The organism is Nonomuraea cavernae (genome assembly GCF_040655715.1).
GTDB classification, from domain to species: Bacteria; Actinomycetota; Actinomycetes; order Streptosporangiales; family Streptosporangiaceae; genus Nonomuraea; species Nonomuraea cavernae_A.
Window position 1 is genome coordinate 1 of record NZ_JBFAKL010000050.1, and the last position, 13,441, is coordinate 13,441.

Here is a 13,441-nt window from a genome sequence, read left to right on the forward strand (position 1 = left end):
GTCCAGATTCCGGCAAACCCACCAAACCCGCGCTCTGATCAGCCACTACCGCCGACGAGGCGACCCATTACCGCGCGATCTACGGATGTAGTACCGGAAAGCTTCGGCGACGTCGCACTCCCGCACGAGTCAAATGCCGGGAAATTCGCCGGCGCCATCGGTAAATCGTTCGCCGTCCCTCTGCAAAAAATGGTCGTGCGAAATTGCGCAGCGAACAGGTTTCAGCTTGGCGCCGGAATTTTTGGGCTGTTCCACGGCGCCACCGCCGACCTTGACATGGGGTTTGCGCCGGAGGTTGTCTGAAAAGTGCGGCCTCAATCACCGCAACCGGTGATCGGATTTACAAGATTCGCTGGCAAAAGGCCGGAAACCGTGAGGCTCGACCTCTGGCGGGAGCGCCTATGGCAACCTACGAGTATCGCTGCCTTGATTGTGGGTCGTTCGAGATACACCTGCCCATAGGCACTGCCACGGCGGTGTGCGACTGCCCCGTGTGCCACTTCCCGGCGCCTCGTGTCTTCTCCGCGCCGTACCTCAACCAGGTGCCCACGGGCGTGACCACCGCGCTCGCCCGAGAGGAGCAGGGGCGGGAAGCACCCGAGGTCGTCACCAGCCTGCCTCCCGGGCGACGCCGCCCGCCACCGGAGCACCCCGCTCTGCGACGCCTGCCCCGGCCCTGACGGGCCGCCGAGGTCGCGCGCCACGGCCCGGATCGCTCGGCGTGGTCGGCACGGCCGGGAACCATCCATCACGAGCACAAGGAGGTGCGTTGCTGATGGGAGCCGTCGGGCTACTTTACGTCGGCGCGGTGCTCTTTCTGAACGGACTGATGCTCCTGAAGAAGATCGAGCCACGTGCGGCCGCGATCTTCAATCTCTTCGTCGGGGCCCTGCAGGTGGTCACGCCCACCGTGCTGATCATCTCCAATCCCGGCCTGCCGGCGGAGATCCTGAACGCGTCGGGACTCTATCTCTTCGGTTTCACCTATCTCTATGTCGGGATCAGCCTGCTGGGCGATTTCGACTCCACGGGAGTCGGCTACTTCTCCTTGTTCGTGGCCATCATGGCGATCGGCTACTCGTTCGCGAACTTCCAGCTCCTGGGCGACCCGGCGTTCGGAGTCATCTGGCTCTACTGGGCCTTCCTGTGGTTCCTGTTCTTCGTGCTACTGGGGTTGAAGCGCGAGGAGATCACCAGATACACCGGCTGGGTCGCGGCGATCCAGGGGTGGGTCACGGCGGCGATCCCCGCATTCATGATCCTCACCGGCTACTGGCAGAACCTGGGCCTGTACGCCTTCATCCTCGCCGTCTTCGGCGTGGTGGTCTTCATCGGGCTGTGGCTGCTCGCCCGGCAGCGGGCACTGACCGCCGCGACACCGGGCTCAGGCGATGAGTCGATGGGCGCCCATGACAATGAGCATCGCCCTCGCTGGACTTAGCACACCGTGAAAGCCGTGGTCGAGACGGGAGGTGGTCACGGCAGGCACAGGACACCGTTATTCAAAGAAAGGCTGATCCATTATGCCCAAGGTCATATTCAGCGTAGACCAGTCGAAATCCATGCGTGATCAGAAAATACCCGGTCACAACCGCTGGCACCCTGATGTTCCGGTGGTCGACATGGTGCGCCCGGGAGATGAATTCCGGATCGAATGCAGAGAGTGGACCGACGCCCAGATCGGCAACAACGACTCCGCGAACGACGTACGAGACGTTGATCTGACCGTCGCGCACATGCTGAGCGGGCCCATCGGGGTGGACGGAGCCGAGCCAGGCGATCTCCTGATCGTCGACATTCTCGATCTCGGTCCCGTACCGCAGCAGATCGGAGGGGCACCGGGACAGGGCTGGGGTTACACCGGCATCTTCGCCAAGGCGAACGGCGGCGGCTTCCTGACCGACTACTTCCCCGACGCCTACAAGGCGATCTGGGATTTCCACGGAATGTCCGCCACATCCCGTCACCTGCCGGGAGTGCGCTTCACCGGCATCACCCATCCCGGACTGTTCGGCACCGCGCCCTCCGCGGCACTGCTCGAGTCCTGGAACCGCCGGGAGCAGGCGCTCATCGACACCGACCCGCATCGGGTCCCGCCGCTGGGCCTGCCACCGCTGCCCGACAACGCCCTCGCAGGCACGGCGAGCGGCGACGTGATGGAGCGGATCGCCTACGAGGGCGCCCGCACCGTCCCGGCACGCGAGAACGGCGGCAACCACGACATCAAGAACTTCACCCGCGGAGCCAGGGTCTTCTACCCGGTTCTGGTGAAGGACGCCAAGCTTTCCGGAGGCGACCTGCACTTCAGCCAGGGCGACGGCGAGATCACCTTCTGCGGCGCGATCGAGATGGGCGGTTACATCGACTTCCACGTCGACCTCATCAAGGGCGGCATGGAGAAGTACGGTGTCACCACCAACCCACTCTTCATGCCGGGGAACGTCGAGCCCAGGTACTCCGAGTTCCTCTCGTTCATCGGGATCTCGGTCGACCACGACACCGACACCAACTACTACCTCGACGCGACGGTGGCCTACCGCAGGGCGTGCCTCAACGCCGTCGAGTATCTGAAGAAGTGGGGCTACACCGGCGAGCAGGCGTACCTGCTTCTCGGCTCGGCCCCGATCGAGGGGCGTGTCAGCGGGATCGTCGACATCCCCAACGCGTGCTGCTCGCTCTACCTGCCCACCAGCATCTTCGACTTCGACGTCCGTCCGACCGCGGAGGGGCCCGTCAAGATGGACCGGGGACAGTGCGCCGTGACGACCTGACCACCACGCCGTGACGTGAACCCTGCCTGGAACCACACCAGGCAGGGTCTCGCGCATTGTGCGTGGCTATTCTCGACCATTTTTCAGTAAAAATATCGCCAAATTGTGTTTTGCGGCTCCGGAGGGCGAAGTGGCAGCTCCGCGCGCCTTCCAGGCCAGGCCCACGCCCTGTTCGAGCGCTCTGCGGCCATTCAGTTAAGCGCACATGTACGACAAATCATCTCCAAAATCCAACTATCCTCGCGTACAGCCGCAAACCACTCCGGAACAGGGAGCGCTCCCCCCTTTGAAAGGTTGATCGATGAACAACGACGCCGTGTGGGTCCGGGGCGTGACAGGCATCCAGCTGCACCACACCACCGACCTCCAGGACGCCGGCCGATTCCTGGGCAACGCCGTGATGGCGCTGCGGGCCGCACACGTACGAACCGGCGACGACCGCTACTCCGACCTCGCCACCCAGCTCAAGGCCATGGTGGCCGAGACGCGGGCGCTGGAGACCCAGGCGCGGTCGCGCATGGAGGGTCTGCACTCGACGGACCCCGAGCAGTTCGTCCGCTGCCGCGAGGGCGAGGCCCCCTGGCCCGACGAGATCCAGGCAGGGTTCGTCCCGCGTCACACCTGTAACGACCGGTGCCTCTACCACGACCACGACGTCCTTGAGGCGATCATGCAGTGCACCTGCGGACGCCCCCCGTGCCGCGCGTGCGCCATCGCCGGCACGCCGTGATCCCCCGGCCCTGAGGCCCGATGCGCAGGTGACGCCCCGGTTCGTCAGGGAAGCACCCCGTCACTCGACCCACCACCAGCCGTTGCCGAGATCGTGGGTCGGGGCGCCGAGATCGCCTGCCGCCGTCTGCAACAACCTGCGTGGATCCGCCGTGCCCGGAATGTAGGCGAACCCGACTCCGGTTTCGGCGCGCCACAGATCGACGAACACCGGGAAGTAGAGCCCGTTCTCCTGTGCCTGCACATCGCCGTCGACGGCCAGGGACCTCATCCACGCCGGCACCACGACGGGCCGCCCCCGCTCATAGGCCGAGGCGACCTCGGCGAAGTCGTCGCGACAGAGCCAGAGCATGCTCTTCACGCTGGTGACGGGCCAGTCGACGCGCCCCAGCAAGGCCCCGACGCTCACCGCGAGCACCAGTCCGGCGACGGCGCGGCCGTACGACCTGATCGAGAGGTACGACATGACGGCCGTGAACGTCCACAGCCCGGCCCACAACCAGCCGATCCCGATCAGCAGCCAGGTGAACAGCCAGATCGTGTGAAAGATCGGAATATAGAAGTAGTAGGCGGCAGCGAGAAGAAGCCAGCCGGAACAGGCCATGAGCACGGACATCCGCCACCAACGAGGCGGCTCCGCCGTGGTTCGCGCCATGACGTGCAGCCTGACGGCCTGGCGCGGGGTGACACCACACCTTGATCGATAGTTTCACGCTATCTGCATCGGATCCGCACGAATCCGGACCCGGCACTTCTCCTTGCGGGTCGCGAAGAGCCGGTCGTGGTGTTTCACGGTGATCCACGAGGTCGCGTGGCGGCACCAGGCGGCGCGGCGTGACGGACGCCGGCTCTGCGGCCCCTGACCGCCCTTGGCGATGTTGGTGGAGTGGCTGACCACGATCAGCTCGGGACGGGTGAGGTCGTTGGCGACAGCGCGCCGCCGCGGAACGGGCATGGTCACACGGTGCGCAGGAAGTCTCCGAGGAGCTTGTTGAAGAGGTCCGGACGCTCCATGTTGGGGTAGTGGGCGGTCCCGTCGATCGAGACCGCGCGGCCGTCCGCGACCGTGCCGGTGAGGCGTTCGGCCATGCCGAGGTGGTCGGGCGAGTCGACGCCGCCGTTGATCGCCAGCACCGGAACGTCGATCCCGGCGGCGCGGTCCCAGGTGTCGCGCACGGGGACGAGCAGGTTGGGTTCGCCGGCGGTGTGCTTGGACATGGTGTCCCTGGCCATCCGCCGCAGGCGGTTCGCCACACCGGCGTCGAGATCGTCGAGGGTGCGGTGCGGCCCTGCGGCGAATCGCATGAATCCCTCGATCGAGGCGTCCAGGTCACCGGCGGCCATCGCCGAGTGCCATGTGGTCAGCGCTTGGATGGTCCAGGGGTCGGTGAAGTACGGCTCGCTGGTGCCGGCACCGCTGACGACGACGGCGCTGACCAGTTCCGGGTGCTCCAGCGCGGTGTCGACCGCGATGCCGGCCCCCATGGAGATTCCGACCAGGATCGCGGGGCCGGTGTCCAGGTGGCGCAGCAGCGCGGCGAGGTCGTCGGTGAGCCGGAACGGCTCGGTGGCGTTGGCCGAGCGGCCGTGGCCGCGAGCGTCGGGCGCGATGACGCGGTATCCCGAGGCGAAGGCCGGGATCTGGTCGTCCCACATGCCGTGGTCCACGAAACCGCCGTGCAGCAGGACGAGAGGCCGGCCGGAGCCGGTGTCGAGCCAGAACAAGTCATTCATGACAACTAGGGTGTCATTATTGGCCGCACATGACAACCTAGATGTCATGATGGTGGGATGAGCGACATAGAGCGCGCCCTGGGGTCCGGAGAGCTCACCGACCGGCTCACGGAGGTGTTCGACCTGGTAGGGCCGCTGTATCGGCGCGCTCAGCGCAAGGTGGAGCAGGACGCGCCCATCGAGGGCCTGTCGGTCGGAGTGCGGGCCGTGCTCAACTTGCTGCGCGAGCACGGACCCATGACCGTCCCCCAGATGGGCCGGGCTCAGGCGCTGAGCCGGCAGTTCGTCCAACGCATGATCAACGACGCGGCCGCGCGCCATCTGGTCGAGTTCGTCCCCAACCCGGCGCACAAGAGGTCCTCGCTCATCCGGCTGACCGAGGAGGGGCGCGCCGCCATCACCGCCGTGATCGCCCGCGAGCGCGCGGTGCTGAGCCAGATCGGCGGTGACCTGACCGAGGCCGAGGTCGTCACGTGCATCCGGGTGCTCTCCCGCCTCCTCCAACTCGTCGACAACGTCGACATGGACGGCTGACCGGGGCCGACGCGCGTCCACCTTCCGGCAGGGCGCGCCATGGCCGTCAGCGTCCTGCGGGCGGGATGGCCCCGGACACGAACCCGACTCCGGCACTAGACTGCCCGCGTGGACTGGACCGTCACCTCGGCGCTCCTAGGCTGCGACGATCCCGCCGAAGTCGACGCGGCCTTCGAACGCCGCGAGCCGTTGACCGGCGTGGCGGTGCTCGGCCTGGCGCTGAACGTCCTCGATCCGGGTCTGGTCGCGCCGCGACTTCACCGAGCCATGGCCGACGAAGATTCCGAGATCCGGCGTTGCGGTGCGTTGGCGGTGGGACACATGGCCCGGCTCAACGGGACCGTGGATGACGAGTCACTGGCCCTCCTGCGGCAGCTCGCCGAGGATCCGGTGCCGATCGTTCGGGGGACCGTGGACGACGCACTCGACGACATCCACATGTTCGCGCCTCACGTGAGCAAGGCCCTGGACGCCGTGCGTGATGTGATGGGGGCGTGAGGAGTGCGGTGGAGGAGGTCAACCGGCGGATGCTGCGGGCTCGGGACGTGATGGACCGGGCGTACGCCGAGCCGCTTGACGTCGCCGCGCTCGCGCGGATCGCGCATGTGTCCGAGTGGCACTTCATCCGGACCTTCCGGGCCACGTTCGGGGAGACGCCGCACCGCTATCTGCAGCGGCGGCGCATCGAACGGGCGATGTTCCTGCTGCGGTGCACCGATCGCAGCGTGACGGAGATCTGCTTCGACGTCGGGTTCGGCAGCCTGGGCACGTTCAGCCGGACATTTCGGGATGTGGTGGGCGAGTCGCCGAGTGCGTACCGCAAGGGCGGTGACGCCCTGGCCGTACCGACCTGCTTCGTGAAGGCCTGGACGCGGCCGAGCAGCTTTGGAGAAGCCTCGGACGGAACACGCCGACTAGCGTGACGCGCATGCTGAACGCGATAACAATCTCCTCCCTGTACGTCCTCGACCAGGACGAAGCCCTCGAGTTCTACGTCGGCAAGCTCGGTCTCGAGGTCAACACCGACGCCGACCTGGGCTACATGCGCTGGCTGACCGTGAGCGTCCCGGGCAGCCCGGACCGAGAGATCCTGCTGCAGCGGCCGGCACCGCCGGCGCTGGACGACGCGACCGCCGCCCAGGTGCGCGACCTGCTGACGAAGGGCGCCCTGGGATCGCTGATCTTCTCGACGGGCGACTGCCGGAAGACGTACGAGACGCTGCTGGCGCGCGGCGTGGAGTTCGTCGAGGAGCCGACCGAGCGTCCGTACGGGATCGACTGCGCGCTGCGCGACCCGTTCGGCAACCACATCCGGATCACCCAGGTGACCCAGCAGTAGCCCTGGCGGAGGTCGTGGACTCCACCTCCATGCGCGATGAGAACGGCCCTGCACGTTGACCTCAACCATGCTTCAGGTTGAACACTGAGCCAGGACGATATCTCACGTGAAAGGTTTTCACCATGCGCGCAATCCAGGTGGCCTCGTTCGGTGGTCCGGAAGCACTGTCCGCTGTGGAACTGCCCGATCCGGTGCCAGGATCCGGCCAGGTCGTCGTCGGTATGGCCGCGGCGGATGTCATCTTCTTGGACACTCTCCTGCGCGGCGGCTGGGGCCAGGACTTCTTCCCACGGACCCTGCCGTACGTACCGGGCGGCGGCGGAGCGGGCGAGGTCGTGGAGACCGGCCAAGGGGTGGATCCGGCATGGGTCGGTCGGCGCGTCGTCGTACGGACCAGCACCGGTTACGCCGAACGGGTCGTCGCCGGCGAGAAGGAGATCATGCCGATACCCGACGGGCTGCCCACCGAGACGGCGGCGGCGCTCGTACACGACGGCGTGACCGCGCTCAACCTGGACCGGCTGGGCAGGCCGGAGAAGGGAGAATGGGTGCTGGTGTCGGCGGCGGCGGGCGGAGCCGGGTCACTGCTGGTGCAACTGGCCGTCGACGCTGGAGCCCGAGTGGTGGCCGCCGCATCCAGCGACGCCAAACTGGCACTCGCCCGCGAGCTGGGCGCGGAGGTCACCGTCGACTACACGCGGCCAGACTGGATCGAGCGGGTGCGCGAGGCCACCGATGGCGGTGCCGCCCTGGTCTACGACGGCGCGGGCGGTCCGCTCGGCACGGACACCGTCCATGCGGTGTCCGATGGCGGCCGATTCATCACCTACGGCACGGCCGAGGGCTTCGCCGCTCCGGACTCGGAGTTGGTCGCGCGCCGCGGCGTACGGGTGCACAACCCGCTACTCGACGGTCCACCGGACCAGGAGACCGTGCGTGAGGTGCTGAGCCTGGCACTGGAACGGGCCGCGGAGGGACGGCTGCGGCCGGCGATCGGCGCCACCTACCCGCTGGAGCGTGCCGCCGACGCCCACCGCGCACTGGCCGCGCGCACCACGGTGGGCAAGTCACTGCTGCTGGTAGAGGCTGAACGGCCGGCCGGATAGAGATCGCCTTCGACTCTCCCTGCTCATCTATGACCGGTGCCGGCTGGGGAAGGACCCGCCGGGAACTGGTCGCAGTGTTCTGGCCAGGCCATGAAGTGGAGCCATTCCCGACCCGCGCATGGTCTCCGACCGGTAGAACGAGGGTGACGAATGCGCAGCGTCCGGCCATCTGATCACCGGCTGGCCGACCTCGCCGATCCGAACGGAGGCGTCCAGAGGTGGGCAGTGGAGACCTGGTCGGCATGAGGGATCTCAAGGTGCAGCAGGTCGCGGATCTGCTGCGGCAGCGAAACGCGGCTTCGTCACGAGGCACCAGTCGCCCGTGGCGCATCGAGTCGGTATATCTGTTCGATGTCCAGCAGTTGCTCGCTGAGCTACGTGCGCGCGGGGTCAAGATCGGAACCGCCTCCAGTGTGCGAGCCGCGCAGTGGGCCGCGGCCGAGATCTACCCACGGGCGAGCAACCAGGCGCTTCCCGTGCGTCCCGAGCAAGCGGAGTTGCTGCGGCTTTACGCACCGACTGGGTGAACGGCCGGGAGCGGTGGTCCTCCCTTTCACGTGAGCCCACCGCTTCCCGGTCATGCGGGAACAGCGTCAGATCCGGGTCATGCTCGACTCGTATCCGCCCCCACCGGGGTAGACCCATTCGCCGGTGACCGTGGCGTCGTCGGCGCTGAACGTACCCTCGTAGTACGCCGGGCTCCCCTTGGCGCCGGCCCAGATGGTCAGCTTGTCGCCGTTCAGTTCGTAGACGTAGTCGAAGGTGTTGCCGACCGAGTCGTAGAACCGCGACGCCACGTCCGCGCCGACCGGCTCGCCGAACGGGCGCAGGTTTCCGATCACCTCCAACCCGGTGACCGGCTGGCCGAACTGGCTGAGCTCGACGTGCTGGAGCAGGAAGAACCGGCCGGGCATCCACTCGTACCGCACGGTTCCCTCGGCGCCGCCGGTAACCGCCCAGGTGCCGACCAGGCGGTCCAGAGCCTTCAGTTCGGCGCTCGGCTGGTTGGTCTCAGACATCTCGTCCTCCTTGATGAGTTCTTGCCGGTACCTCGAAGCCGGCTCCCGCGCCTCGACACCCGTCGCGTATGACGTGGATCACATCGCGGCGAGGTCGAGATCCCAGGTCCGGTCACGAGGTACCGGCAAGAACCAGCCGAGGAGGAAGTCATGAGCGCCGTCGCACGGGCACGATCGGAGAGGATTGCCTCATGAAGTATCTGCTGCTCAGCTACACGCCCGCCGCCGCCTGGGACGCCGCGACCGCCGACACACCGTCCGATGAGGCGATGGCCGCGTTCGCCGCGTACCAGCAGTTCGAGAAGGAACTGACCGAGACCGGCGAGTTCGTCAGCAGCGAGGGCCTCGGCCATCCGGCGGTCAGCACCACGGTCCGCAGGACCGCGGACGGCGTGGTGGCGACCGACGGGCCGTTCGCCGAGCTCAAGGAGGTTCTGGCCAGCTTCGCGGTGATCGACGTGGCCGGCCATGAACGAGCCGTCGAGATCGGCTCTCGGATCACCGAAGTGCTGGGTGAGCCGATCGAGATCCGGCCGATCATGGGCGAGGACTTCACGACATGACCGACCGTACCGAGCGACGCCTTGCCGGAGCGGAGCGGCGGGAGGGCACGCGAGGGGCGGACCCAGCATGACCACGGACGTCGAGCGACTGCTGCGCACGGAGGCGCCGCAGGTGCTCGGCGCGTTGGTGCGGCGCTTCGGCCACTTCGACATCGCCGAGGACGCGCTGCAGGAGGCGCTGCTCACCGCGAGCCGGACGTGGCCGGCCGACGGCGTGCCGGACAATCCGCGCAGCTGGCTGATCCGGATCGGCTACCGGCGGATGGTCGACCTGCTCCGCTCCGACCAGGCCCGGCGCCGGCGCGAGCAGGAAGCCGGAATGACCGAACTGGCCCTGCACGAACCAGCCCGCCGGGCGTGTCCCCCACAGGAGATCGACGACAGCCTCACCCTGCTGCTGCTCTGCTGCCACCCCGCGCTGAGCACCACCTCCCAGGTAGCGCTCACGCTGCGCGCGGTGGGCGGTCTGACGACCGCCGAGATCGCACACGCCTACGGGACCACCGAGAACACCATGGGTACGCGGATCAGCCGCGCCAAACAGCAACTGGCCCGTGCCGGCGCCCGCTTCACACCGCCGGAGGACGTGGACCGCGACAGCCGGATGGCTGCCGTGACGCAGGTGCTCTATCTGATCTTCAACGAGGGCTACACGGCCTCCGCCGGCGCCGAACTGGCCCGCGTCGACCTGACCCGCGAAGCGATCCGGCTGACCCGCATGCTCCGTGACTCCCTGCCGGACGACGCCGAGGTGACCGGTCTGCTCGCGCTGATGCTGCTCACCGAGTCGCGGCGCACTGCCCGCACCGACGATGACGAGCTGGTGCCGCTGGAGGAGCAGGATCGGACGCGGTGGGATTCCGAGCTGATCCGCGAAGGCACCGAACTGATCGACCGCGCCTGGCGCCGGCGCGTGGTGGGCCCGTACCAGTTGCAGGCGGCGATCGCGTCCGTGCACGCCGCGGCCGGCTCCCCGGCAGAGACCGACTGGCCGCAGATCGCGGCGCTGTACCTGTGGCTCGAACGGCTCATCCCGACCGCGCCGGTGCGGCTCAGCCGGGTGGTGGCGGTGGCCCAGGCGTACGGGCCGGCCAGAGGGCTGGCGCTGCTCGACGACCTCAACCGACGCCACCGGCTGGATCAGGAACCACTGACCCGGCAACGAGAACGCGCGGTGCGCGCCCACCTGTTCCAGCTGACCGGCGACGCGGCCGGTGCGGCGACGCTGTACCGCGAGGCGGCCACCTTGACGGACAACCAGGTCGAGCGGCGATACCTGCTCGGCAGGGCCGACCGCCTCGGCTGACGGATCAGATCCGAGCTCATCGACCAGCTCCGTTCGGCCGGAAGTACGGTCTGGGCCGCCGAAAAACCTACTTTCGACCGATCCGGCATCGAAAAGGGGGCCGCAGAATCAAGCCCCATGCCGCATGAAACGCACCCCCCGACACCGGAAGCCGCCGGATTACTCCACCCCACCACAACGTTCTCCAGCCGGCCACGGATCGCCGCGCTCGACGTGCTGCGAGGGTTCGCCCTGTGCGGGATCCTGGTGGCCAACGTCAAGCCGATCGCCCACATGGTCCACACCGTGTCGACCACGCAGCCTGTGGTGGCGACGAGCCAGGACGGCTCCTGGCTGGGGCTGGGACTCTTCGTCGACCAGCGCTTCTTCCCGATCTTCTCCCTGCTGTTCGGCATCGGTTTCTCGCTACTGCTGGAATCCGCGGAACGACGTGTCCCGCGTCCGCGTGTGCTCCTGCTGCGCCGGCTCCTGGCACTGCTCGCCATCGGCCTGGCTCACATGTTCCTGCTGTGGCGGGGCGACATCCTGACCATCTATGCCGTCGTCGGCCTGCTGGTGCTCCTACCCTCGACCTGGCTGCCGCGCTGGGCCGTCGCGGGACTCGCCGCCGTCCTCATCGTGGCGCCGCCGTTCCTCAACAGCCACCACTCGGCGCTGGTGCCCGGACTGTTCCTCCTCGGCTCGGCTCTGACCAGGTACGGCGTGATCGACCGGATCGAGCGCTCCGTTCGTGTTCCGGCCGCGCTGGGCCTGGCCTTCACCGCGGGAGCGGTGCCCACTGTGTGGCTGCAGGTCCGAACGCCGATCGACGACGCGCACTTCAACACCTGGTTCGGCCTCGCCGGGTTGCTGATCGCGGGCGTCTACGTGTGCGCTCTGCTGCTCCTGCTCAAGACGCCGCTCCGGGCTGCGCTTCAGACGGTTTTCGCCCCGCTGGGCCGGATGGCGCTGACCAACTACCTGTCCGCCACGGTCCTCGTCCTGGTGGCCGCCCGCCTCATCGGCAGCTCCTCGGACGACTGGTCCTCGGCGACGGTGCTCCTGATCGCCGGAGCCATCCTCATCCCCCAGTGGCTGGTGTCCATGCTCTGGCTGCGTCACTACCGCCAAGGTCCGCTGGAATGGCTCTGGCGCTGGGCCACCTGGGCCAGCCGTCCACCCTTGCGCCGCACCCCCTGACCGGCCGGACGAACGGCCGCACGCGCTGACGACCTGCGAAGATGCGCGGAGCCGGTCCCCGCGGTACGAGAGACGCGCGTCAGCTCGACGTCCAAGGCCGGAGCTTCTCCGGGTTGCGTACTGCCCAGATCTGCTTGATCCGGTCGCCTGCGACGTCGAACGCCATCACCACCACGGTGACGCCGTCCTGCTGACTCACCAGACCGGGCTGGCCGTTGACCGTACGCTCCAGGATCGTCAGGTCAGGTACCTGGCTGACAATGTCGACGAGGGCGCGCGCGATCTGCTCGCCGCCTTCGATGGGGTGGAGCACGGCGCTGACCAGGCCGCCGCCGTCGGCGATCGCCGCGGCGTCGGGGTCGAGCAGGCCGATGAGGGCGTCGATGTCCTTGGCTTCCCAGGCCTGCTTGAAGTCTCTGACGAGGTCGGCGCGCTGGGTCGCCGGAACCGCGCAAGCCTGCGACGCGCGGATGCGGCGCCGGGCCGAGGAGGCCAGCTGGCGGCATGCCGCCGGTGTACGGCCGACGATCTCGGCCACTTCGGCGAAGGAGTAGCGGAAGACGTCGTGCAGGATGAACGCGACCCGCTCGGCCGGGGTCATCGATTCGAGCACGACGAGGAAGGCCATGTTGATGGACTCGTCGAGAGTGACTCGGTCGGCCGGGTCGGCGGTGGTGCCGCCCGGCCGGCCGCTGATCCACTCCGTACGATCGGGCAGCGGCTCGGGGATCCATTCGCCCACGTAGCTCTCGCGCCGGGCCCGTGCCGAGCCGAGCAGGTCGAGGCAGACGCGACTGGCGACCTTCGTCAGCCAGCCGCCGGGCGATTCGATGGCCTCCTGCTGTCGCCGGGACATGGCGTACCAGCGGGCGTACGTCTCCTGTACGACGTCCTCGGCGTCGGCCAGGGAGCCGAGGAGCCGGTACGCCAGATTGATCAGCTGACGCCGCTCGCTCATGATCGCGCTCAGGCTCGGATCGAGCCGGCCGTCTCCTGGCTGGGGTGGGGTGGTCATGGTGCCGCCGACTTTCCTTTGTCGTATCTGCCCTCATGAGATCGACGAGACAACCGTTCGGAGGATCTCAGTGATCCTCTTGCCTGATTCATCGGCATCCGCCTCGATTGTTCGAGGTCTTACGTCGCCTCCACAGGCGTTTAGCG

The 13,441-nt window shown here is 67.7% G+C and carries 19 protein-coding genes; 14 read left to right on the plus strand and 5 right to left on the minus strand.

Annotated features, from left to right (window positions below):
• The 5 genes from AB0I38_RS39580 to AB0I38_RS39600 all read left to right on the plus strand — a co-directional run.
• The coding region (locus tag AB0I38_RS39580) for a hypothetical protein (protein ID WP_358495583.1) at window positions 1–303 on the plus strand (303 nt) is incomplete at its 5' end.
• A 98-nt stretch (window positions 304–401) separates the two neighbouring features.
• Window positions 402–680, plus strand: a complete 279-nt coding sequence (locus AB0I38_RS39585; protein WP_358495586.1) for an FmdB family zinc ribbon protein — start codon at window positions 402–404, stop codon at window positions 678–680.
• A gap of 41 nt (window positions 681–721) precedes the next feature.
• Window positions 722–1,441: an AmiS/UreI family transporter gene (locus AB0I38_RS39590; RefSeq protein WP_358495591.1), complete on the plus strand. Its 720-nt coding sequence runs from the start codon at window positions 722–724 to the stop codon at window positions 1,439–1,441.
• Window positions 1,442–1,523: 82 nt separating this feature from the next.
• Window positions 1,524–2,771 carry a formamidase gene (fmdA, locus tag AB0I38_RS39595; RefSeq protein ID WP_358495596.1) on the plus strand — a complete coding sequence of 416 codons (1,248 nt, stop codon included), beginning with the start codon at window positions 1,524–1,526 and terminating at the stop codon, window positions 2,769–2,771.
• 301 nt (window positions 2,772–3,072) lie between these two features.
• Entirely contained in the window at window positions 3,073–3,501 is a 429-nt protein-coding gene (locus AB0I38_RS39600) for a hypothetical protein (protein WP_358495601.1), read from the plus strand.
• A 60-nt stretch (window positions 3,502–3,561) separates the two neighbouring features.
• Here the strand turns inward: AB0I38_RS39600 and AB0I38_RS39605 are convergent, their stop codons facing one another.
• The 3 genes from AB0I38_RS39605 to AB0I38_RS39615 are packed head-to-tail and all read right to left on the minus strand — an operon-like array spanning window position 3,562 to window position 5,234.
• The gene (locus tag AB0I38_RS39605) at window positions 3,562–4,155 is read right to left on the minus strand and encodes a hypothetical protein (RefSeq protein WP_358495604.1); all 594 of its coding nucleotides are present in this window, start codon (window positions 4,153–4,155) and stop codon (window positions 3,562–3,564) included.
• Window positions 4,156–4,209: 54 nt separating this feature from the next.
• Window positions 4,210–4,455: a hypothetical protein gene (locus AB0I38_RS39610; protein ID WP_358495607.1), complete on the minus strand. Its 246-nt coding sequence runs from the start codon at window positions 4,453–4,455 to the stop codon at window positions 4,210–4,212.
• Window positions 4,456–4,457: 2 nt separating this feature from the next.
• A complete protein-coding gene (locus AB0I38_RS39615; protein ID WP_358495614.1) occupies window positions 4,458–5,234 on the minus strand; it encodes an alpha/beta fold hydrolase in 777 nt (258 codons plus the stop codon).
• 57 nt (window positions 5,235–5,291) lie between these two features.
• On the opposite strand from AB0I38_RS39615, the gene AB0I38_RS39620 reads away from it, so the two are divergent.
• The 6 genes from AB0I38_RS39620 (at window position 5,292) to AB0I38_RS39645 (ending at window position 8,740) form a co-directional block, all read left to right on the plus strand.
• Complete coding sequence (locus AB0I38_RS39620) at window positions 5,292–5,768, plus strand: MarR family winged helix-turn-helix transcriptional regulator (protein WP_358495619.1); 477 nt, start codon at window positions 5,292–5,294, stop codon at window positions 5,766–5,768.
• A 108-nt stretch (window positions 5,769–5,876) separates the two neighbouring features.
• Complete coding sequence (locus AB0I38_RS39625; protein ID WP_358495623.1) at window positions 5,877–6,266, plus strand: hypothetical protein; 390 nt, start codon at window positions 5,877–5,879, stop codon at window positions 6,264–6,266.
• Between the two features lie 8 nt (window positions 6,267–6,274).
• Window positions 6,275–6,691, plus strand: a complete 417-nt coding sequence (locus tag AB0I38_RS39630) for a helix-turn-helix domain-containing protein (RefSeq protein WP_436838828.1) — start codon at window positions 6,275–6,277, stop codon at window positions 6,689–6,691.
• A gap of 5 nt (window positions 6,692–6,696) precedes the next feature.
• Window positions 6,697–7,107: a VOC family protein gene (locus tag AB0I38_RS39635; RefSeq protein WP_358495627.1), complete on the plus strand. Its 411-nt coding sequence runs from the start codon at window positions 6,697–6,699 to the stop codon at window positions 7,105–7,107.
• Between the two features lie 122 nt (window positions 7,108–7,229).
• Window positions 7,230–8,213 carry a zinc-binding dehydrogenase gene (locus tag AB0I38_RS39640; protein ID WP_358495632.1) on the plus strand — a complete coding sequence of 328 codons (984 nt, stop codon included), beginning with the start codon at window positions 7,230–7,232 and terminating at the stop codon, window positions 8,211–8,213.
• 242 nt (window positions 8,214–8,455) lie between these two features.
• Entirely contained in the window at window positions 8,456–8,740 is a 285-nt protein-coding gene (locus AB0I38_RS39645) for a hypothetical protein (RefSeq protein WP_358495635.1), read from the plus strand.
• 66 nt (window positions 8,741–8,806) lie between these two features.
• On the opposite strand, the gene AB0I38_RS39650 is transcribed toward AB0I38_RS39645, so the two are convergent.
• The gene (locus AB0I38_RS39650; protein WP_358495640.1) at window positions 8,807–9,232 is read right to left on the minus strand and encodes a hypothetical protein; all 426 of its coding nucleotides are present in this window, start codon (window positions 9,230–9,232) and stop codon (window positions 8,807–8,809) included.
• 191 nt (window positions 9,233–9,423) lie between these two features.
• Here AB0I38_RS39650 and AB0I38_RS39655 point away from each other — a divergent pair, with 191 nt between their 5' ends.
• The 3 genes from AB0I38_RS39655 (at window position 9,424) to AB0I38_RS39665 (ending at window position 12,280) form a co-directional block, all read left to right on the plus strand.
• On the plus strand, window positions 9,424–9,795 hold the full coding sequence (locus AB0I38_RS39655; protein WP_358495645.1) for a YciI family protein: 372 nt from the start codon (window positions 9,424–9,426) through the stop codon (window positions 9,793–9,795).
• A 67-nt stretch (window positions 9,796–9,862) separates the two neighbouring features.
• Entirely contained in the window at window positions 9,863–11,101 is a 1,239-nt protein-coding gene (locus AB0I38_RS39660) for an RNA polymerase sigma factor (protein ID WP_358495649.1), read from the plus strand.
• A gap of 117 nt (window positions 11,102–11,218) precedes the next feature.
• On the plus strand, window positions 11,219–12,280 hold the full coding sequence (locus tag AB0I38_RS39665; RefSeq protein ID WP_358495654.1) for a DUF418 domain-containing protein: 1,062 nt from the start codon (window positions 11,219–11,221) through the stop codon (window positions 12,278–12,280).
• A gap of 79 nt (window positions 12,281–12,359) precedes the next feature.
• On the opposite strand, the gene sigJ is transcribed toward AB0I38_RS39665, so the two are convergent.
• On the minus strand, window positions 12,360–13,295 hold the full coding sequence (sigJ, locus tag AB0I38_RS39670) for an RNA polymerase sigma factor SigJ (protein WP_358495658.1): 936 nt from the start codon (window positions 13,293–13,295) through the stop codon (window positions 12,360–12,362).
• Window positions 13,296–13,441: the final 146 nt, after the last annotated feature.